Genomic DNA, 22,478 nt, shown 5'->3' on the forward strand with positions numbered 1-22,478 from the left:
CTTGCTAAACGGCGTTCAAGAAGCAACTCCTCAACAATAAGCGATGATTTTCTAAAATATGAGGAGCTATTTTAAAAAATCCTCTCTTATTTGCTCGGAGCTAAACGCTTCTTTCACAGCCTCTTGCTAAACGGTGTTCAAACATCAGCTCCTTGAAATAAGCCTGAATTTTTCAAAACATGAGGAGCTGTTTCGAGATTTTCATCCTTAATGCTCCTGCGATTACTCGTCGCAGTTTTTACTTGGTGAGCGCTCAGGTCAAGACACTCTTTTCACAACCTCATGTCTGAACTAGTTTAATGTCACCGCTGTCCCACTACAGGTGACCATTAGCATTCCGTTATCGCTCCCCAATACTTCATAATCCATTTTCATCCCAATGACTGCATCTGCACCTAATGATCGAGCACGCTCTTGCATTTCTGCTAAGGCCTCTTCACGTGCAGCAAGCAATTCATCCTCGTAGCTTTTTGAACGTCCGCCAAAAACATTGCGAAATCCTGCCCCGATATCTTTTAATACGTTGATTCCAGTAATGACTTCACCAAAAACAATGCCTTTATATGCTGTTACTTCTTTATTTTCCACGTTGTTTGTTGTTGTAATGATCATTTGATCACTCCTTTCTTTAAAAATAGTATATCAAAATTTATTTCTTAAGTCGCAATTGGAATTAGCTAGTCAATTACAGCGCATCATTTCCAAAAAATGGACATTCTATTATATACTGGAACTATGCAAAAGAATGTAGTTGATGATCAAAAGAATGAAAGCGCAAACTTGGTGTGACCACAAAAGGAAGAAGGAGAAATGGCATGAAAAAAAGTATCTTACTTGTTTCCCATAGTCAACAGTTAACGGATGGACTCAAAGAAATGATTGAACAGATGCAACAATCAGAAGATGTGTTACTTTTTTCCTTAGGAGGAGTAGAGGGAAGAATTGGTTCTGATCCGATGAAAATCATCGATGCGATCAACCAATCAGCTGATTCCGCCATGTATTTTGTGTTTGCGGATATCGGGAGTGCGGTTTTGAACGCTGAAATGGCCAAGGAAATGTTGGATGAAGACCAACAAAAGAAATACTACCTTGTGGATGCGCCACTTGTTGAAGGGGCTTTTGCTGGAGCGATCACAGCAGGTATCACGGATGATCCTCAACAAATACTAACGGAAGCACAGAATGCGGGAAAGAAAGGGTGGACGTGAAATGAAAAAAATCATGAATAATCCTAGTACGATCGTAGAAGAAATGTTGTCTGGTTTAGTGATAAGTTATCCAGAAATGATTCACCAAGTAGCTGATTCTCGAGTAGTAGCAAAAAATGATCAAGTAGAACAAGTTGGCTTGGTTTCTGGGGGAGGAAGTGGTCATGAACCAGCGCATGCAGGTTTTGTTGGTGCTGGGATGTTGAGTGCTGCAGTTTTAGGAGATGTTTTTACTTCGCCGACACCTGATCAGATTCAGATAGCTATCAAAGAAGCGGATCAAGGAAAAGGCGTTTTATTGATCATCAAGAATTATACAGGAGATGTACTCAATTTTGACATGGCTAAAGAAATGGCGGCTATGGAAGGGATTGAAGTAGAAAGTGTTGTAGTGGATGATGACATTGCGGTGGAAAATAGCACATATACTGCTGGAAAACGTGGAGTGGCTGGAACAGTTCTTGTGCATAAAATCTTAGGGGATGCCGCTAGGAAAGGTGCATCCTTGCAAGAATTGAAGGAACTAGGAGATAGACTAGTTCCAGCGATCAAGACGATTGGTGTGGCATTGCGTGCGGCCACGGTTCCTGAAGTAGGAAAGCCAGGATTTGAATTAGCCGAAGATGAGATCGAATACGGAGTAGGGATCCATGGCGAGCCTGGTTATCGTAGAGAAAAGTTGCAACCTGCTAAAGTATTAGCTGAAGAATTAGTAACAAAAATTTTAGCTGACTACCCAGAGAAACCAAAAGAAGTTGGAGTGCTAGTTAATGGGATGGGTGGCACGCCATTGATGGAACTCTTTGTTTTTATGAATGATGTCCAATCATTACTCGATCAAGAAGCAGTCAAAGTGATATTTCATAAAGTCGGTGATTTTATGACTTCTTTAGACATGCAAGGATTATCTCTGACGATGATTGACCTAACAACTAAGAAATGGCAGGAAGCATTGGAAAGTGAAGTTCACACAATTTCGTGGTAGAAGGTGGGAGAATAATGGAACTAACGGTCAAAGAAATTCAAGCGTGGTTAACGGATTTTACAGAGAAAATCGATGAAAATAAAAGTTATCTGAGTGAGCTCGACACGCCGATCGGTGATGGCGATCATGGCAATAATATGGGGCGAGGGATGACGGCTTATCAAGAAGCGTTTCAAAAAGAACAACCGAAAACGATCAGTGACACGTTCAAGGTTCTTTCGATGGCAATGATCTCAAAAGTTGGAGGTGCTTCTGGACCATTATATGGTTCTGCCTTTATGAATATGATGAAGGCTACAAAAGACATTGATGTGATTACATCACAAGAACAATTAGGGAAAATCATTGAAGAAGGAAAAAATGGGATTCAAGCTAGAGGGAAAGCAGAAGCAGAAGAGAAAACGATGCTAGATGTCTGGTTACCTGTTACTGAAGCCTTGAAGAATAATCGATTAACAGAAGAAGTGATTGAAGAAGCGAAGGAACATACAAAAGATTTAGTAGCTAAAAAAGGACGTGCCTCTTATCTAGGGGAAAGAGCCATTGGCCATATCGATCCCGGAGCAGCTTCTAGTGCTATTTTCTTTGAAACTTTATTAACTAATATAGAATCATAAATAACAAAATATTTATATAGCTGACTTTTTAACCAGTAAAAATGGGAACAAAAGTCAGTTTTTTTCTATTCCAGAACACTTATGAGAATATGCTTTCAAATCAAAAAAACAAAGGATAAACAATTTTAAAACAAAAATTTCCAAACTGAGAAAATGTCGGAGAAATAACAGTTGTCGCGCGTGTTATTCTTAACACACTAAAGTAATAAAGGAGATAAGCAGATATGGGGGATTTAAATAACAAAAATAAAAACGTGGCAGTATCTAGTTTAGAAATGGAACAGGAAGATAAATTTAAGAAATATAAAAAGGAATGTATAGCAGCGTATGTCACTAACGACCAAGCTAAAATTGCGTCAATTGAACAAAACAAACAAAACCTGTTGAAAAAACACGAAAAATCAGATCTACGTCTAATGAGCGAATATTCTTTTGGTTCATACAAGGAATCATTAGTTGTTCCTAAAAATGAAGTACAAAAGTGTTTTGAACTAAATAAAGACATGAGGTCAGTAATTAGTATGCAAAACAATTTAGAGAGTGATGAAGACAAAATAAAAATAAAAATTCAGTCGTTGGAAGAAGAGATAGGCGTAGAATTGACTAGCTACACTAGTGAAAAAAACAACATGGATAACAAATTGGATCGGTTAAATGCAATACCAGTACTAATCAAGGAGAAGACTGATGAAATCGATAAGATCAAAGCTTCACCGTTTAGAAGATTTTTAAGTTATTTTACAGGTGAAATAGGAGCATTGGAAAAAGAGAAGCGTTCATTGGAAAATGAACAAAAGCTTATAAAAGGTAAACTGGAGTCTGATCTATCATCACTTTATGGGAAAGGCTATAGTTTGAGTGGGGAGGTTGATAGTAAAAAGATAAAGAAGAAATGGATAAATAAAATAACGAAAGAATATTCTGATTTGAATATGAATGAACAATTTAGTATGGTGAAGAAAGGTTTTATAGATTTAAATAATAAAGTATCAGCCAGTCTATTTCCGTACGTGGCACCGCTATTAGGCGAACTTGCTCGCTCAATTTATACGACCGAAAAAAATTTCTTAGAGACACAGCAGAGATTTGAAAATATCAAGAATCATCGCCCACAAGTACTAAATGCGGAGTTACATGAATATCAGAATAAAGTACAAGCTGAAATGGAAAGAAATGATGAGCAAGAAACAAATGAAGTGCATGAAACAAATGAAGTGCATGAAAAAATAAAAATAAATGGTGAACAAAAAACAAATGAAGTGCATGAAACAATAAAAATAAATGATGAACAAAAAACAAATGGTCCACGTGAATTATATACTCTGATAGAAGGAGTTACGCAGCCACAAAGCCAACCAGGGAAACAACAAAGCCAACCAGAGAAACAACAAAGATCAACGCCTGAACACGATTCACGTAATTAGTAATATGTTTGGAAAGTTTTGTTTGTCCAAATACGTTTCGTCTAAGTTTAGGCACAACGCATTCGTTTTCGAAATATCTCGATTACTAAATGATAAGGAGTAAAAAAATGTCAATACTACCAAAAGCAAAAGAGGTTAAAACAAAAGAAAAAATTTATCAGCTTGTTGAACAAGAAGTAGTATCTAAAAAAAATGCCAAGATTTACCAATTAACTGAGGTAAATGGAAATAAAAAAAAGAGTATAAAGATGGAAATTCCCATGCTATTGGATAAGGAATTTTTACATACATATAAAACGATCCTAGAGTTAGATAAGCAAAGACAGAAGCAGTATGCTCGAGTTTCTTATTTGAAAAAAGAACGGATGAATCGATTAAATTATTTAAATCATGCAAAAAAATTAGACGTAGAACCACGAGATCAGGAAAATATGAAGGTTCATTTGACTCAACGAATCGATAAATTGCAGGATAGTATGAACAAAAACGAAGAAAAATTAGCAAAAGGTGTGAATTGGTTACAAAAATATATGTTGAAAAAAGAAATTGACGCTCAAAAAGCTGAGTTAGCATTAGGGAAAAAACTTCTAGGAACAAAAAGTCTTGAAAAGTTAAAGAAAGATGTGAGCAAGGAAAGAGAGCGTTTTTTAAATTTGAATGTTCAACTGGAAAACACTACTCAGAGTCAATCACAACTTCTGGTTGCCAAAATGATGCCTTTGATTAATAGTTTTAAAGGATTGGTAAAACAAGATATAGAATATACAGATAAGCTGATCGCCTCTCTGGAAAAGCATATGGAATCAGAACAAGGAAATGGACAGCGACAAAAAGCTCAATTAAAAGACAAAGTACAGAAAAATGGGACAACAAAGCAGAATCCAGTTAATAGACAACCAATTACACAAGCAAAACAAGATTTAAATGATAAAGGAAGATGATTATCGAGTATTTTCACCGAAATAATTCCATGCTCACTCTTTTCTTGCTATTTTTATTGTTTCTCTCATTGATAGTCTTTACAATGTAGGATAGGGAAATCGTTAAGAAAGAAGTGGCGGAATGGATTTATTAACTAGTGATTATGAATTGTTTGATCGTTCGATGTATACCTTTAAGCAGCTAAAAGAAAGTTATACTACTGAAGAATTAGTACAGCTTAAGGTGAGGTATCAAACACACTGGCAAAAGTGGAAAAAAATGAATGAACAAGTGGCAAAAGCAACCCCCTTGCAATGGCAGATGAGAAAACCAAAAATCGAAAGTTGGACGAATGGTTGGAATCTCAGAAGCCATTTTTGGTGTGCGTACCGTAGTGAAGGACGCCAACAGGAAAATGCTTGTTTAGCTACTTTGCTAAATAAAAAACAATTTCAAATCTATTTGATGTTTCAACATTATAAAAGTGAAGAACGCCAAGGAAGTATTTCGTCCTTCAATCATCTACTAACGGTTTTAAAGGAATGGAGTAAGCACATCCCAGTTGAAGAGTATTATATTTGGCCGCAACCAGAACATGAACTGGTGGATCACCTGCCGTTAGCCACCTATTTGACGGATAAGCAAAAACAAATCGAATTAAAAAAAGCAATGGAGGATAAAACCTTCCAACTTGGTAAGCTTTATTTTTATCCGAATGAATTAAAAGATGCTGAAAAGTTGATTTTAGATGGTATGCAGGAATTGATGCCTTTATACTTTCGATTGAATGGGAAATAATAACATTAATTAGGGTGAGAGAAAGAGGTATTTGATCGCTTAGATGATCGAAAACGTTAAAATAATAAAATAAAAGAAGTAAATTTGTCGTTGATAAATACTAGTTTATAAAATTTTCTTAAGCTTCAAAAATTTTTAAAATTTTCATTTGATGGTCAAATGAGCGCAATTGAATGGATCATTCATCTTAGAAAAAACGGATGAAATAAAGGGATCAATGAGTTATTTTAGGTAATTGGATGCAAATAATTTTAAAAAAAGAATGTTCGGATTTTACTGTTTTATTCCATTGTTGAAGAAGTATAGAAAGAAATTTTTATCTTTTTTATTGACAAAGAAAAAATAGCGTTCTATGATAGACACATATTAACTTGATAACAGGCAATGATCAAAACGCAGTAGTTATTAAAGCCAATGTTTCAGAGAGCTAGTGGTTGCTGAGAACTAGTACAAGCTTTAAGACGAATTACATTTTAGGAGCCTTTGGCATTGATTTGTCACGTGACAGCGTTAAATGTTTGAGTGATATGTTTTGAATGAAACATATAAAATGGGTGGTACCGCGAGATTTCGTCCCTTGGTTAGTTAACCAAGGGATTTTTTTTATTGATTTTAATTAGTATGAATGATAGCAGGTTCCTGCTTTCACAATAAAATGATACGGAGGGATTTAACATGAATATTATCGACGAATTAACTTGGCGTGATGCCATTAACCAACAAACGAATGAAGAAAGACTTCGTGAACTTGTTGACGAAAAGAGTATTTCACTATATTGCGGAGTTGACCCAACTGGGGATTCTATGCACATCGGACATTTGATTCCATTTATGATGATGAAAAGATTTCAATTGGCAGGACATCATCCATACATTCTGATCGGTGGCGGAACAGGTACAATTGGAGACCCAAGTGGCCGTAAGACAGAACGTGTCTTACAAACAATGGAACAAGTCCAACATAATGTTGATGCTTTATCTAACCAAATGAGAAAATTATTTGGGAAAGATGCAAACATCACGTTTGTAAATAACTATGATTGGTTATCAAAAATCTCATTACTTGAATTTTTACGTGATTACGGTAAAAACTTCAATATTAACACGATGTTAGCGAAAGATATCGTAGCAAGTCGTTTGGAAGTCGGTATCTCATTTACAGAATTTACTTACCAAATCTTGCAATCAATTGACTTTTTACACTTACACAAAACATATGATGTTCAACTACAAATCGGTGGTGCTGATCAATGGGGGAACATCACAGCTGGATTAGACTTAATCCGTAAATTAGAAGGACCAGAAGCAGAAGCATTCGGTTTAACGATCCCATTGATGTTAAAAGCGGATGGGACAAAATTTGGTAAAACTGCCGGTGGCGCTATCTGGTTAGATCCTGAGAAAACATCACCATTTGAGTTCTACCAATTCTGGTTGAACCAAGATGACCGAGATGTTGTGAAATACTTGAAATTCTTTACTTTCTTATCACAAGAAGAAATTGAAGATTTGGCGAAAAAAGTTGAAACTGAACCTGAAAAACGTGAAGCACAACGACGTTTAGCAGAAGAAGTGACGAGATTCGTTCATAGTGAAGAAGACTTGAAAGAAGCACAAAAAATAACAGAAGCATTGTTCTCTGGAAACATCAAAGAATTAAATGCAGCTGAGATCGCTCAAGGATTTGGTAAAATGCCAAACGTTGAAATTTCAAGCAAACCTGAAAATATCGTGGAATTATTGGTTTCCACAAAAATTGAACCATCAAAACGCCAAGCGCGTGAAGATGTTTCAAACGGAGCTATAAGTATTAACGGTGACCGTGTTACCGATTTAAATTTTGTCATAGATCCATCGAAGGAATTTGATGGTAAGTTTGTGGTTATTCGAAAGGGTAAGAAAAATTACTTTTTGGCCAAAGTAGTTGATTAGAATTTAGTAATTTTTTGGCTTGAAAATGGTCAACTCTATTACAAGATTCCAATTTTGAAACCCAACCTAAAAGGGTGACGTGGGATCTCGTTAATACAATCTTTACGAGGGAATTTACTTTTGTAAATTCCCTCGTTTTTTTTAATTTTTTTAAATGTGTAAACAATTCGCACAATTGATAATTATTACAAAATGATTAAAAAATCACTTGTGATTTAGTTTACAGAAATAAAAAACAGGTGTAATGTAGGGCTCGACAAAATTTAAATATTTTTTAGGAGGGTTTCACATGGAATCATTGTCAAATGAATTAAACCTAAATGCACTATTTATCGGAGACAAAGCGGAGAACGGCCAACTCTATAAAGATTTGTTGAACGATTTAGTAGATGAACATTTAGGCTGGCGACAAAACTACATGCCACAAGACATGCCAGTTATTACACCAGAAGAACAAAGTAGTGCAAGTTTTGAGCACACAGTCAATAAAACAAAAGATGTTTTATCTGAAATCTCAGCTCGTATGCGTACTCACTCAGTACCATGGCATACAGCTGGACGTTATTGGGGTCATATGAACTCTGAAACATTAATGCCATCTTTACTAGCATATAATTTCGCAATGCTATGGAATGGTAACAACGTTGCTTACGAATCTTCTCCAGCAACAAGTCAAATGGAAGAAGAAGTAGGACTAGAGTTTGCGAAATTAATGGGCTATAAAGATGGCTGGGGACACATCGTTGCTGATGGTTCTTTAGCTAACTTAGAAGGTCTTTGGTATGCACGTAACATCAAATCACTTCCACTTGCAATGAAAGAAGTTGCACCTGAATTAGTCTCAGGAAAAAGTGACTGGGAATTGATGAACATGTCTACAAAAGAAATCATGGACTTGTTAGATAGTGTTCCAGAAAAAATTGATGACATCAAAGCACATTCTGCACGTAGCGGAAAACATTTACAACAATTAGGAAAATGGTTAGTACCACAAACGAAACATTACTCATGGCTAAAAGCAGCTGATATCATCGGTATCGGGTTAGATCAAGTAATCCCTGTACCAGTTGATCACAACTATCGAATGGATATCAACGAACTTGAAAAAATCGTTCGTCAACTAGCAGCTGAAAAAACACCAATCTTGGGTGTAGTCGGTGTTGTTGGTTCGACAGAAGAAGGAGCCATTGACGGTATCGATAAAATCGTTGCATTACGTCGAGTATTAGAAAAAGATGGTATTTACTTCTACTTGCATGTTGATGCTGCTTACGGCGGTTATGGTCGTTCCATTTTCTTAGACGAAGAAAATAACTTTATTCCATTTGAAGAATTAAAAGATGTTCATGCAAAACATCATGTATTTACAGAAAACAAAGATTATATCTTAGAAGATGTACACCGTGCCTTCAAAGCAATTGAAGAAGCAGAATCTGTAACAATTGATCCACATAAAATGGGTTATGTTCCTTACTCAGCTGGTGGGATCGTCATCAAAGACGTACGTATGCGCGACGTTATTTCTTACTTTGCTACTTACGTGTTTGAAAAAGGCGCAGATATCCCAGCATTACTTGGTGCATACATTTTAGAAGGTTCAAAAGCAGGAGCAACTGCTGCTAGTGTTTGGGCTGCACATCATGTCTTACCACTTAATGTAACTGGTTATGGTAAATTGATGGGAGCTTCAATCGAAGGAGCACATCGTTTCTATAACTTCTTACAAGATTTATCATTTAAAGTTGGCGATAAAGAAATCGAAGTACATCCATTAACTTACCCAGATTTCAATATGGTTGACTATGTATTTAAAGAAAAAGGCAACGACGATCTAGTTGCAATGAACAAATTGAATCATGACGTTTATGACTACTCTTCATACGTTAAAGGTAGCATCTATGGTAATGAATTCTTGACATCACACACTGACTTTGCTATTCCAGATTATGGCAACAGCCCATTACAATTTGTGAACCAATTAGGTTTCTCAGATGAAGAATGGAACCGTGCAGGAAAAGTAACTGTTTTACGTGCAAGTGTAATGACACCATACATGAATAAAGCAGAAAACTTCGAAGAATATGCTGGAAAAATCAAAGCAGCTCTTCAAGAAAAATTAGAAAAAATCTACGCAAATCAATTACTAGCAAGCGAAGAAAAATAATAAAATAAAAAACATTCTGAGTATAAGAAGTAGAAGTCACTTTTATTGTATGCTATAAAACCGAATAAACGGTGGTAGCTCAATCGAAAAATACAGTTGAAGGATCTTTAAAATACAAAAAGTTATTTTTTAGATTCTTCTGCTGGTTTTTCTGAGCTCAGCACTTCTGTTATCTGCTCAGGTGTTTTTTGTTTTACAGGTTGTCTTTGAAGCGATACAAGTAATCCGTTCAAAACAGCCGAGGTTGTTTTGAAATAGCTTGCGCTCTTTTAGGTATTTGGTATGAATGAAGAGAAATATCGAAAAGCTTCAATACAAATACAGCGAATGGAACACAAGACTATTTCAGATTTTTCTTTTTTAGCAAATAATAACTAATAAAATCCAGTCACTAAGCATCGTTTTTATACTAAAAAAGTTGTGGGGAACAACCTCTTGGCTTTTGTCTTGCGACTTGGGATTACTTTGAAGACAACGTTTTTTTATTCAAAAAAAACAAGGAGCGTGTCAACAGTGAGTAAATCACAAGTAAGTAAAATGGGTCTTGGGACCTTTGTCGGTCTGACGATGGCTTTGTGTGCGACAGTTCGGAGTATTCCGACTTTAGCAGCCGTTGGTTGGACATTGATTTTTTATTCAATTTTTGCCGTACTGTTTTTTGCCGGTCCTATTTCGATGGTTTCTGGTGAGCTTTCTACGATGCTTCCACAAGAAGGTGGACCACAATTATGGGTCAAAACTGCCTTAGGAAGTAAATGGGGATTTGTTGTTGCCTGGTTGCTTTGGGTTCAAATGTTCCCAGGGATGGTTATGGTTGCATCAACATTAGGTCCATTATTAGGAAATACATTCGGGAACGTAGAATTAGGCAATAATCATTTATTTGTATTAGGTTGTATTTTAGTTATTTATTGGATCATTACAATTTTGAACTTGAAATTTGATATGGCCAAAGTTGGTGGGAACATCGGCGTTTGGTTAGGTGTGTATATCCCAGTGGTTATCATGTTTGTCCTTGGTTTATTCGCCGCATTCAAAGTGGGTCTAGTATCTAATGGTTACTTAGGAGATTTTTCTTGGTCAAAAGCTTTCCCAGATTTACAACATAGTGAATCATTGAAATATCTTGCAGGTATCACATTTATTTTTGTTGGTATCGAAATGAGTTCTGTTTACATGCCTCGTTTAAAAGATGCAACGAAAAACTACACTAAAGGGGTCTTTATTGCGTTGATTGGTCTTGTTTTATTGAACGTGATCAATGCAATGTTAGTTGCCAATGTTGTACCAAATGGAAAAATGGAATTAGCAAACATTACGCAACCAATCTTGATTTATTGCCAAATCCTTGGCTTACCAACAATTATCGGGAACATCTTCAGCTTTATGGTGTTTATCGGTGTGTTACTTCAATTATCTGCATGGGTAACTGGACCATCTAAAACGATTATCCAAGTAGCACGTGAAGGTTTCTTACCACCTAAATTTGGATTCCATAAAGAAAATGAATATGGTGTTTCTCGTAATGTCGTATTAACTCAATCAATCGTTATTTCATTATTCGCTTTACTTTACGGCGTAATGGATGACGTCAGTGCTGTATTCTTAACATTAACAAATGCTACAACTGTTATTTATTGTATCGTCTATATTTTGATTGCTGTTTCATTGATCAAAATGAGAAAAAGCCATCCAGATTTAGAACGTCCTTATCGAATTGGTAAAAAAGGAAATGGAATGGCTTGGGTAGTTAGCTGCATGTTGATTTTCTCTATCATTGCAGTAGTTGTATCCACTTTAGGAACATCTACCTTGACGGATGCATTATTGGTAGCAGTTATTGCAATCGTTATGTTTGTCATTCCTTTGATTATCAATCGTTTTAAAAATGATTCTTGGGGAAGCGAAGTAGAAAAGAGTTTAAAAGAATAGAATAAATAAGAAGCAAGTAAAAAATGTAAATAGGGAAGGGGGCTATGACAAAAATCTTGTCACAGTCCCTTATTCCTAACAAACGGTGTTCCAGAAGTAACTCATGTCTGTTACAGCATGGTTTGCCAAATGTATGCTTTTTAATCAGGGAACCTTTGCGAAAATAACGCTAATCATAAGGTTCAGCGGATTTGAGAAAATAATCGTCATTAGCATCGTCTATCCGCTAAAACAAAAAAATGATGCTATGACCAGTTGTCCTACCAAAAGAACGCTTTTTTTTAGGTAGGGCTTTTTTTGTAAAAAAATAGGAGAAGATACGATGAATAAAAAAATATCTGTGAAAGAAAGTATGGCAGTTTTATTCATATTGTTGGCGATATTAGGAATACTGATTATTGGATTTCAATTGTCTCCGCATATTCCTATACTAATCGCTTTCATGTGTTTGTTATTTTACGGACGATTTAGAGGTTTCTCATGGGATGAGATTCATGATGGGATTGTCAAAGGAATTACTCCAGGGATCATTCCAATTTTGATTTTTCTATTGATTGGTGTTTTGGTAGCTTCGTGGATTTTATCTGGAACGATTCCAACGATCATGGTTTATGGTTTCCAATTGATCTCGGTTCGCTTTTTCTTACCGACTGCTTTTCTTGTTTGTGCAATCGTCGGGATTACGGTGGGAAGCTCATTTACAACGATTTCAACGATCGGTATTGCTTTTTTAGGAATCGGTCATATTTTAGGTTTTAGTGATGCGATGACGACAGGAGCAGTTGTTTCGGGGGCTTTTTTAGGAAATAATTGTTCGCCGTTATCTGATACTACGAACCTGGCGGCAGGGATCGGAGAAGTAAATTTATTTGAGCATATCGCTCAAATGCGTTACACTGATTTGCCGGCATTTTTAATTGCTATGTTATTTTATGTTTTTCTTGGGAATGGAAGTCACACAGCGGATCTACATGCGATCACGGATATGATCCAAAACATGAAAGCAGGTTTCTGGATCTCTCCATGGACGTTGATCCCATTAGTGATCTTGTTTGGTGGAGCGATTAAAAAAATTCCAGCGATTCCAACACTACTAGTTGGTTCAACTGCTGCGATTGTTCTTTCCTTCATCAATCAACCACATTTAACGATGTCAAAAGTAGCTAATATTTTAATGAACGGCTATGTTGCCCATACAGCAGACCCTAAAATCAATGAATTGCTTTCAAGAGGGGGAATTGTTAGTATGCTTGGTTCAGCAAGCTTGATTCTTCTAGCTTTAGCTTTGGGTGGCTTATTGATCAAATATACGATTGTGGAAACGATTGTTCAGGAATTGCGAGAAAAAATGGATCGGCCTTCTCGCTTGGTTGGCTTTACAGCATTAAGCTGTATCGGGATCAATTTGATCGTAGGCGAACAGTACTTGTCGATCATTTTACCAGGCGAAACCTTTAAGCGATCGTTCGATCGTGCGGGCGTTAATAAAAAGTATCTTACCAGAACTTTGGCAGATGCTGGAGCAACCGTTAATTCACTCGTTCCGTGGGGAGTTAGTGGTACCTTTATTATGGGCACGATGAAAGTCAGCGCATTACAATATCTACCATTTACTTTCTTCTCGATCTTAGCACCGATTTTTACGATTTTGAGTGGTTTCTGGCTTAATCAAAAGATGAAAAAACGTACCAGTGAATAGTCTAGGCACCATCAAGGTTTGAGAACGAGAAGCGAAATAGCTTTTTATACTCAGTTTCTTTTTCATGGAAGAGTTATTTGAAGAGTGTAGATTCTTAAAAAATGAACCTGTATAGTAAAAAAAACAACTGAAGACACTACAAATAGTTTATTTGTGTGTTCAACAGTTGTTTTATTTTTTTTCTTGTAAGCGAGGTACGACGGTTTCTCGTTTGACGAGTTGATGAGGAATGACTAAACGAACACCGCTGCTGATTTCATCATGGATCAATTCGTATAATTTTTGCATCGCAACCCTTCCTAATTCAGAAATATCGATATCGATACTGGTTAAATAAGGGTGAGTCAATGTAGCGAAAATAGAGTTATTGAAGCTGATGATTGATAGGGTATCAGGAATTCGATAGCCATACATCTGTGCTAGTTGCATCGTTCGTAAGGCAAAAATATCGTCAATGACTACCAGCGCTGTTGCTTGGGACTTTTTCAAAATGGCATCAAAAGCTAAATAATCTTCGGGTTGTTCGATCACTACACTAGGATGAACTGTAAGTCCAGCTAGCATCAAGGCTTTTTGGTAGCCAAAATAACGTTCGAAGTAAAGGCTCTCGTGGGTTGTATTGGTTACGAAAAGAATGTTTTCATGACCGTTTTGAATCAAGAAATCCGTGGCTTGTTTACCTAATAATTGGTTATCATTATCGACATAAATGATTTCATTCTCATGTCGGTAAGGCTGACCAATCAAAGTGAAAGGAATCTCATTCGTATAGAGATAATCTATGACAGGATCTTCACTGTCGGAATAAACTAAAATAAACCCATCGACTTGTTTTTGCAGATGCATCCGTTGCACGTTTTCTAATAAAGTATCAAAATTTTTGGCTGTTGCTATAGCAGTTGTCAGATCATAACGGCGTGCTTCTTCATTGATCGCTTCCATGATCTCAAGATAAAAAGGATTCCCAATCCGTTCTTTTGAATCAAGGGGTGGGAGAATGACGCCAATTGCGCTAGAAATTCTTTTCCCTAGATTTCTAGCAGTGATATTTGGTACGTAGCCTAGTTCATCCATGACTTTTCGTACTTTCTTTTTGGTTGCCTCTGAGATGCTTGGATGGTCATTGATGACCCGTGAAACAGTCGAGGTCGCAACACCAGCTTTTTTGGCTACATCCTTCACTGTGATCGCCATAAACGATACACCTCTTTTCTAGACTTGCTTTTCATTTAAACGATGAAATTGATAAGTGGTAGAGCAAATTTTTTCTTGTCCCGGATATAATGCGATTGACCCAAATTCAGGGAAATGAACGGCATCAGGAAGTTCTTGTGGTTCAATTGCCAACCCATAATTTGAGTGCATTTTTTGGCCATTGATTAAAAAATCTGCTTCAAATCCAGTCGTAGAAAATAATACCATACTTTTGCTCGTCGTTGCTATAGACAACTGGCGACCAGCTTGCTTTTCGGTCAAGGTAAGTATTTTCTTCGTTCGTTTAGGTGTACTTAAAACAAAAGCATCATCTAGTCCGTTTGGATCATTCGTTAAAATTTCCATTAGCGAATGTGAGTGTTTAAAATTAAGCGGTAAGTCGCTGAGAGCGATCACTTCACCAGTTGGTATTTTTTCGTGATCTAAGGCTAATATTCCATCTGTTTGGATCGTTAGTTCATGATCGTAGATATCTCGTTTGCCATTGCCAGAAAGATTGAAATACGCATGATTCGTTGGGTTGCAGATAGTTTCAGTCGAGCTGCTTGTCTTGGTGATCATTTCTAATTTATTTTGAACAATCTGATACGTAACGGTTGCGGTGATCGGACCGGGATAACCGGAAAAAGTATCCTGCAAATAAAAAACAACACCGATCGCTGTAGGAGTCTCAAAAACTTCTACCTCCCAATACTGAAATGCCCAACCGTTTGAACCACCATGGATATGGTGATTTCCTTCGTTTTTTTCTAGCTGATGATCAGCCCAAGAGCCATTTTTAATTCTGCCAGCGACTGGTCCAATCGTTGCCCCAAAATAGCTTTGATCTTTTAAAACGTCTTCTAAGGAATCATAAGATAATAAGACATTTTCTAAGTGACCATTTTTATCTGGAGCTAGAATTTGATGAAGCCTTGCCCCGTAGTTGAGAAGAACGACTGTGAGTTCGTCGTTCTTCAATGTGATTTGCTTCAAGTTGGTGTTGGGAATGGGGATCACAGTGATGGAAGGTTTAGACATACTGTGTCCACTCATTTTTTAAATAGTCTAGTGTAAGGCAAGTCGTATCAGGTACGACTGGGATATCTTTTCCAAGATCTTCTATTCGTCCAACACCAATTGGAAATGCCCCGCTAGCACGGATTGCTTTGATCCCAGATTGTGCATCTTCGATCCCGATGCATTCTTGTGGGGATAAGCCAATTTCTTTTGCGGCCAATAAGAAAATATCGGGAGCCGGCTTACCCAGTTTGATCGTTGCAGGATCGGCAATTGCATCGAAAAATGGCGTTAATGCCATTTTAGCAAGGAGGAAAGGTCCGTTTTTACTAGCTGAAGCAAGGGCAATCTTGATCTTGTTTGCTCTCAATTCTTCAAGTAATGGCAATATCCCTGGAAAAACATCTGCAGGCGTGATCGCTTGAATCATTTCAAGATAGTACTCATTTTTTCTGTGCGCTAATTCTTGAAATTCTTGTGGGGAAAACTCACTTTCTTTTTGTCCGTAGGAAAGCAATAAGCGAAGTGAATCTTCTCGACTAACCCCTTTCAATTGTTCGTTGAATGTTCGATCAATGGGAACACCGATTTCCTGACCTAATTTTTTCCAAGCGCGATAATGGAACTCCGCAGTATCTGTAATCACCCCATCTAAGTCAAACAAAACTCCTTTAAACATCTAATTCCTCCTTACGCAAAGGTACCTTTAACTGGTCTTCTAAAAGATACGTTTTTTCGTACACCTTTAATGGGCAACTTTCGCCTGATACTAAGGTCAATTGCACCTGTTCACTAGACACCGAAACAAATAATAAACGACCACGATAATTCACATGGAAGGAGTAGGCTGTCCACGTGTTTGGTAAGAAAGGAGCAAAGCGTAACTGTTCGTGATCTGTTTTCATTTGAGCGAATCCTTGGACGATTGCGAGCCAACTACCAGTCATCGACGTGATGTGTAAGCCGTCTTCGGTATCGTTATTATAATTATCTAAATCAAGGCGAGCTGTCCGTTGATACATTTCCACTGCCTTATCCTCCATACCTAATTCAGCAGCTAAAATGGCATGGATGCTTGGTGAAAGGGAAGACTCATGAACGGTCATTGGTTCGTAAAAATCAAAGTTTCGTTGTTTTTCTTCTTTACTAAACGAGTCGTTGAAGAAATAGATTCCTTGTAGCACATCCGCCTGCTTAATGAAACAAGAACGCAAAATTTTGTCCCAAGACCAATGTTGGTTTAATGGAAGCTCGCTAGGAGATAGCTCTGATACCGGCAATAATTCTTTATCCAAAAATGTATCATGTTGGACAAAAATACCTAATTCTTCATCTTTAGGAAAATACATATTTTCTGCAATGGTTTGCCAATTCGTTAGTTCTTCATCAGTGATCGTTACAGTAGTTTCTGTTTGGAATTTTAAATAGTTTTCCCTAGTATACGTTAATACCCAGCAAGCTATCGTATTGGTATACCAGTTGTTATTGATGTTGTTTTCATATTCATTCGGACCAGTCACACCATGGATCATATATTTGTTATGACGTTTTGAAAAATGAACCCGATCTGCCCAAAAACGAGCAATCTCAACTAATACTTCTAACCCTTCTTTTTTCAAATAAGCGGTGTCACCTGTATAGTTCGTATAGTTGTAAATCGCATAAGCGATCGCACCGTTACGATGGATTTCTTCAAAGGTGATTTCCCATTCGTTGTGGCATTCGACTCCTGTAAAAGTAACCATTGGGTACAAGGCACCTTTTAACCCTTGTTGTTGGGCATTATGAATAGCTTGAGGCAATTGATTATGGCGATATTTAAGGAGATTTTTTGTCACTTCAGGTTTTGCTAAAGCAAGATATAAAGGGACAGCGTAAGCTTCCGTATCCCAATAAGTAGCACCACCGTATTTTTCTCCTGTAAAGCCTTTGGGTCCAATATTCAAACGTTCATCTTCGCCGTAATAAGTAGAAAATAGTTGGAAAAGATTGAAACGAATCCCTTGCTGTGCTTCCTCGTCACCTTCGATCACCACATCAGCCAGTGCCCAACGTTTGCTCCAAGCAGTGGTTTGTTCTGCTTTTGCTTGCAGATAATGACTTTGTAAGTCACTAAATTCTTGGAGAATCTGTTGGACTTGCTGTGCTTCGGGAATGTCACGGCTCGTCAATACAAGTACTTCTTTATCAAGTGTCACGGATTGATTCGTTGTTAAGTCGAAAGAAAATTCCCCAAGGACGGCTAATGTATCTTCGTGGTAAATTGGTTGCGCTAATTCTTCATTCACGAAATGTCTCATGGCAGCTGTTACGGTAAATTGTTCGATCGCAAAATTATTTGGAATCGTTTTGGTCATTAAGTAGGCTGTTTCATCAGAAGTACCTCGACCGATTTCATTCCAAAAATGTTCATCATAGTTACTATCTTCATTTTGAACGTTACTATCCAATTTAGAGATGACTTTGACCGTGCCATTTCCTTCGAGCATCGTAACTGTTAAACGAATATAAGCAGCTTCGCTTTTGACGATACTTAAAAAACGTTCAAAGGTGATCTTTAGTTTGTTAGTTGCAGTGGTTACTGTGTAACTACGTGATAACACACCGTTTTTCATATTCAATTCCCAATAAAAGTCTTCTGGTTCGATTGTAGCAAGGTCTAATAATTGCTCATCGATATAGATATCCATGGCAATAAAATTGATTGCATTAATCACTTTGCCAAAATATTCGGGATAGCCATTTTTCCACCAGCCAACACGAGTCTTATCGGGGTACCAAACCCCAGCTAAATAAGTTCCTTGATGATGATCACCTGAATAGGCTTCTTCAAAATTCCCCCGCATGCCCATGTATCCGTTACCAATACTAGTTAAAGATTCCTGTAAACGGAGATTTTCCCGATCTAATGTGTTGGTGCTGATCTTCCAAGGATCAATTTGAAATAGGCGCTTGATTTGTTTCATTGTACTCCTCCTAGATAATTTCATTGATACGTTTATAATAAACGCAACCGATTGCGTAAGTCAATATAAATAAAGCAGAATTTTTCAGCGGGGATTTAAAATAAAGAAATGAAAAGATAATTTTCCTGGAAAACATTCACTGTTTTGATAATAAGTTACTACTAAATGCGAAAAGAAAATGATTCTTCTGATAGCGACTGTTTGGGTAGAAAGTGAATAAAATCAAAAATAAAGCATTTACAAAAAAAGAAACAAAGGCTATAATAACTAACAACGAAACCGATTGCATAAAGGAGAGCAGGAGTTATGAAGAAATTATTTAATTTTGAGTTTTGGCAAAAATTTGGGAAAGCTTTAATGGTTGTTGTGGCAGTGATGCCAGCTGCGGGTTTGATGATCAGTATCGGGAAATCTATTCCATTGATTGATCCCGATTTAGCTTTTTTAGTAACAACGGGTGGTGTCATTGAAAATATTGGTTGGGCGATCATCGGGAATTTACATCTGTTGTTTGCTTTAGCAATAGGTGGAAGTTGGGCAAAAGAGCGTGCAGGTGGTGCTTTTGCGGCAGGAATATCATTTGTTTTGATCAACCGGATCACGGGAGCGATTTTCGGAGTGACGAGTGAGATGCTAGCAAATGAAGATGCCTTTACCCATACATTATTTGGCACGAAGATCATGGTCAAAGGATTTTTTACTAGTGTATTAGAGGCACCTGCGTTGAATATGGGCGTGTTTGTAGGGATTATTGCTGGTTTTGTTGGTGCAATGGCCTATAATAAATATTACAATTATCGTAAATTACCTGATGCGTTATCTTTCTTTAATGGAAAACGATTTGTTCCTTTTGTAGTGATTCTTTGGTCAACGATTGTAGCTTTAGTATTGGCTGTTGTCTGGCCAAATGTCCAAGCAGGTATTAATAATTTTGGTCTTTGGATTGCTCAGTCACAAGAAAGTGCACCGGTTTTAGCGCCATTTCTTTATGGTACCTTAGAAAGATTATTGTTACCTTTTGGTTTGCATCATATGTTGACGATTCCGATCAATTATACGCAATTAGGGGGCACGTATGAAATCTTATCTGGTGCACAAGCAGGAACGCAAGTCTTTGGACAAGATCCTTTATGGTTAGCTTGGGCTACTGATTTGGTCAATTTAAAAGGTGCGGGGGATTTGTCACAGTATGAATTTGTGTTGAACAACTGGACACCAGCTCGTTTTAAAGTGGGACAAATGATTGGTTCTTCTGGTATTTTAATGGGGTTAGCTTTAGCCATGTATCGAAATGTTGATCTTGATAAAAAAGCGCGCTATCGTTCCATGTATTTCTCAGCTGCATTAGCTGTTTTTCTAACAGGGGTTACTGAACCATTAGAATTTATGTTTATGTTTGCTGCAGTTCCACTTTATATTGTTTATTCTGTGATCCAAGGGGCAGCATTTGCAATGGCAGATTTATTACCGTTACGTGTTCATTCCTTTGGAAATATCGAATTGTTAACTAGAACTCCTCTAGCGATGAAAGCGGGACTTGGTGGCGATTTGCTTAACTTCGTCATTTGCGTCATTTTGTTTGGAGTCGTTACGTACTTTGTGGCAAACTTCATGATCAAAAAATTCAATTTTGCTACACCAGGGCGTAATGGTAATTATGATAGTGACAGTAACGATAGCAATGGGAATGGAGAACAAACGACAGTCCAAGCTGGCACGTCAGACCCACAAATCATCAAAATCATTCACTTATTAGGCGGGAAAGATAATATCAAAGATGTAGATGCGTGTATGACACGTTTACGTGTAAGTGTAGCTGATCGTGAGAAAGTAGGTTCAGAAGAAGAATGGAAACGTGCAGGCGCTATGGGGCTAATCGTCAAAGATAATGGTGTACAAGCTGTCTATGGTCCAAAAGCCGATGTATTAAAATCAGATATCGAAGATTTGCTTCAATCGGGGGCGCCTATTCCTGCTCCAGTAGAAGAAGTTGTTGTTGAAAAAGAAACAGCTAATAATCAAACGTTAGGTATACGAAAAGAGTTGCAGACTGTAGCAGCTGGTGAAGTGATAGACTTGGCAACAGTCAACGATCCTGTTTTTTCAAAGAAAATGATGGGTGATGGCTTTGCTGTTATTCCAACGACTGGTGAAGTTGTGGCACCTATTACTGGGAAAGTAGTTAGTATTTTTCCAACCAAACATGCTATTGGAATGGAAACAGAAGAAGGTGCAGAAGTACTAATCCATATGGGAATCGACACAGTCCAAATGGATCAACCAGCTTTTGAAATCCTGGTAACAGAAGGTCAGACCGTTGAAGCAGGAACAAAACTGGCACAAATGAATCTAACCGAAATCAAAAATGAAGGAAAAGATATAACGATTATGGTGGTATTTACGGATGGGAAAGTCAATGAAATGATTCTCAAACATTTAGGACCAACGGAATTAGGAACAGTAATTGGCGAAATAAAACTGTGATCATCATAAAAGACACCCAACAATAATGAGTAAGATGACCAGTACCAAATTTAATTCCTTATTTGGTTTCCGATAGTCAGTTTTTCTGTTTCTCAAATAAGTCTGAAAACACGAAAACGCTATACTTCGTTTTTGAGTTCTCAGACTTATTTTTTTGAATATCTGCGAGCGGGTAAACAATCACAGCTAATGATCCATGGCTATCCTATCATAAAAGAAATGAAGTAAGTTTTAATCAATAAGGAGAATTGAAGATGAAGATGATGACTTTGAATACACATAGCTGGTTAGAAGAATCACCAGAAGAAAAGATGCGCCAGATCGTAGATAAAATCTGTCAAGCAGATTATGATGTGATTGCTTTACAAGAAGTCAATCAATTAATCACTTCCGAAAGTATCGTGAATGAAGAATTAAATAATTTTTGTCCAGTTATAGAACAATCGCCCGTCCATGTCGATAATTTTGCTTATTGTTTGGTGCGCTACTTAGCCAAACAAGGGAAAGACTATTATTGGAGTTGGGAAATGAGTCATGTCGGTTATGGAATTTATGAAGAGGGGAACGCGCTGCTTTCTAAGACACCGCTAACCAGTGAAGCAATCTATGTTTCTGAAACAAAGCAAAAAGAGGATTACCACACTCGGAAAATTTTGATCAGTCAGACGATGATCGATGACCAAACAATCACTCTAGCAAGCTGTCATTTTTCTTGGTGGATAGATGAAACGAAGGGCTTTGCTTTTGAATGGCATTGCTTGATGGAACACTTAGCTAATCTCTCAAATCCGCTGTTTTTAATGGGGGATTTTAACAACCCAGCAGGAGAGGCAGGCTATCGCTTGGTTGAAAAAAGCCCTCTTGCGATTGTCGATTCCTATACTGTTGCCCAAGAAGTTCATGGTCAGGCAACCATTGAAGAGAAAATCGATGGATGGGAAACGAATACAGAGCAGTTAAGAATCGATTATATCTATGTACCACAGGAATTCTCAGTTCCTTCTTATCGTAGTATTTTTGATGGAAAACAAGAAATCATTGTAAGTGACCATTATGGAGTAGAGATAACGGTCAGCCCCATTCAATAAAATAATCAAAAAGTCCCATAGAAAGAAAAATGGATACATCCTT

At 37.3% G+C, this 22,478-nt stretch carries 17 protein-coding genes and 1 other annotated feature; of the genes, 12 read left to right on the top strand and 5 right to left on the bottom strand.

Going from position 1 to position 22,478, the window contains the following annotated elements; all coding sequences use genetic code 11:
• Positions 1-291: 291 nt before the first annotated feature.
• Positions 292-612 carry a putative heavy metal-binding protein gene (locus IGK81_RS01305; RefSeq protein WP_034699311.1) on the bottom strand — a complete coding sequence of 107 codons (321 nt, stop codon included), beginning with the start codon at positions 610-612 and terminating at the stop codon, positions 292-294.
• A gap of 203 nt (positions 613-815) precedes the next feature.
• Here IGK81_RS01305 and dhaM point away from each other — a divergent pair, with 203 nt between their 5' ends.
• From dhaM to nhaC, 10 genes are all read left to right on the top strand, one after another.
• Entirely contained in the window at positions 816-1,211 is a 396-nt protein-coding gene (gene dhaM, locus IGK81_RS01310; RefSeq protein ID WP_010736909.1) for a dihydroxyacetone kinase phosphoryl donor subunit DhaM, read from the top strand.
• A 1-nt stretch (position 1,212) separates the two neighbouring features.
• Complete coding sequence (gene dhaK, locus IGK81_RS01315) at positions 1,213-2,196, top strand: dihydroxyacetone kinase subunit DhaK (RefSeq protein ID WP_034699308.1); 984 nt, start codon at positions 1,213-1,215, stop codon at positions 2,194-2,196.
• A 14-nt stretch (positions 2,197-2,210) separates the two neighbouring features.
• A complete protein-coding gene (gene dhaL, locus IGK81_RS01320) occupies positions 2,211-2,813 on the top strand; it encodes a dihydroxyacetone kinase subunit DhaL (protein ID WP_010720270.1) in 603 nt (200 codons plus the stop codon).
• Positions 2,814-3,037: 224 nt separating this feature from the next.
• A complete protein-coding gene (locus IGK81_RS01325) occupies positions 3,038-4,237 on the top strand; it encodes a hypothetical protein (protein ID WP_034699305.1) in 1,200 nt (399 codons plus the stop codon).
• Between the two features lie 107 nt (positions 4,238-4,344).
• Positions 4,345-5,178 (top strand): hypothetical protein, encoded by an 834-nt coding sequence (locus IGK81_RS01330; protein WP_034699297.1) that lies wholly within the window; start codon positions 4,345-4,347, stop codon positions 5,176-5,178.
• Between the two features lie 121 nt (positions 5,179-5,299).
• The gene (locus IGK81_RS01335) at positions 5,300-5,956 is read left to right on the top strand and encodes an HI_0552 family protein (protein ID WP_034699296.1); all 657 of its coding nucleotides are present in this window, start codon (positions 5,300-5,302) and stop codon (positions 5,954-5,956) included.
• A gap of 375 nt (positions 5,957-6,331) precedes the next feature.
• Positions 6,332-6,537, top strand: a binding site (T-box leader).
• A 94-nt stretch (positions 6,538-6,631) separates the two neighbouring features.
• Complete coding sequence (gene tyrS, locus IGK81_RS01340) at positions 6,632-7,888, top strand: tyrosine--tRNA ligase (RefSeq protein WP_010736915.1); 1,257 nt, start codon at positions 6,632-6,634, stop codon at positions 7,886-7,888.
• Between the two features lie 289 nt (positions 7,889-8,177).
• Positions 8,178-10,052: a tyrosine decarboxylase gene (gene tdc / locus IGK81_RS01345; RefSeq protein WP_010736916.1), complete on the top strand. Its 1,875-nt coding sequence runs from the start codon at positions 8,178-8,180 to the stop codon at positions 10,050-10,052.
• A gap of 513 nt (positions 10,053-10,565) precedes the next feature.
• Positions 10,566-11,984 (top strand): tyrosine-tyramine antiporter, encoded by a 1,419-nt coding sequence (gene tyrP / locus IGK81_RS01350; RefSeq protein WP_010720263.1) that lies wholly within the window; start codon positions 10,566-10,568, stop codon positions 11,982-11,984.
• 322 nt (positions 11,985-12,306) lie between these two features.
• Positions 12,307-13,683, top strand: coding sequence for a Na+/H+ antiporter NhaC (gene nhaC / locus IGK81_RS01355; protein ID WP_010720262.1), 1,377 nt, complete (start codon positions 12,307-12,309; stop codon positions 13,681-13,683).
• 171 nt (positions 13,684-13,854) lie between these two features.
• Here nhaC and IGK81_RS01360 read toward each other — a convergent pair whose 3' ends face one another.
• The 4 genes from IGK81_RS01360 to IGK81_RS01375 are packed head-to-tail and all read right to left on the bottom strand — an operon-like array spanning position 13,855 to position 18,863.
• The gene (locus IGK81_RS01360) at positions 13,855-14,877 is read right to left on the bottom strand and encodes a LacI family DNA-binding transcriptional regulator (RefSeq protein ID WP_034699292.1); all 1,023 of its coding nucleotides are present in this window, start codon (positions 14,875-14,877) and stop codon (positions 13,855-13,857) included.
• A gap of 18 nt (positions 14,878-14,895) precedes the next feature.
• Entirely contained in the window at positions 14,896-15,918 is a 1,023-nt protein-coding gene (locus IGK81_RS01365) for an aldose epimerase family protein (RefSeq protein ID WP_034699289.1), read from the bottom strand.
• Positions 15,911-16,576 (bottom strand): beta-phosphoglucomutase, encoded by a 666-nt coding sequence (pgmB, locus tag IGK81_RS01370; protein WP_034699286.1) that lies wholly within the window; start codon positions 16,574-16,576, stop codon positions 15,911-15,913. The genes IGK81_RS01365 and pgmB overlap by 8 nt, the downstream gene beginning before the upstream one ends.
• Positions 16,569-18,863: a glycoside hydrolase family 65 protein gene (locus tag IGK81_RS01375; RefSeq protein WP_034699283.1), complete on the bottom strand. Its 2,295-nt coding sequence runs from the start codon at positions 18,861-18,863 to the stop codon at positions 16,569-16,571. The genes pgmB and IGK81_RS01375 overlap by 8 nt, the downstream gene beginning before the upstream one ends.
• Before the next feature lie 306 nt (positions 18,864-19,169).
• Here IGK81_RS01375 and IGK81_RS01380 point away from each other — a divergent pair, with 306 nt between their 5' ends.
• Positions 19,170-21,347: a PTS transporter subunit IIBC gene (locus tag IGK81_RS01380; protein ID WP_034699280.1), complete on the top strand. Its 2,178-nt coding sequence runs from the start codon at positions 19,170-19,172 to the stop codon at positions 21,345-21,347.
• A 254-nt stretch (positions 21,348-21,601) separates the two neighbouring features.
• Positions 21,602-22,435 carry an endonuclease/exonuclease/phosphatase family protein gene (locus IGK81_RS01385; protein WP_034699277.1) on the top strand — a complete coding sequence of 278 codons (834 nt, stop codon included), beginning with the start codon at positions 21,602-21,604 and terminating at the stop codon, positions 22,433-22,435.
• The last annotated feature ends 43 nt before the right edge of the window (positions 22,436-22,478 follow it).

This window comes from Enterococcus sp. DIV0703 (assembly GCF_051711065.1).
Classification (GTDB): domain Bacteria; phylum Bacillota; class Bacilli; order Lactobacillales; family Enterococcaceae; genus Enterococcus_B; species Enterococcus_B hirae.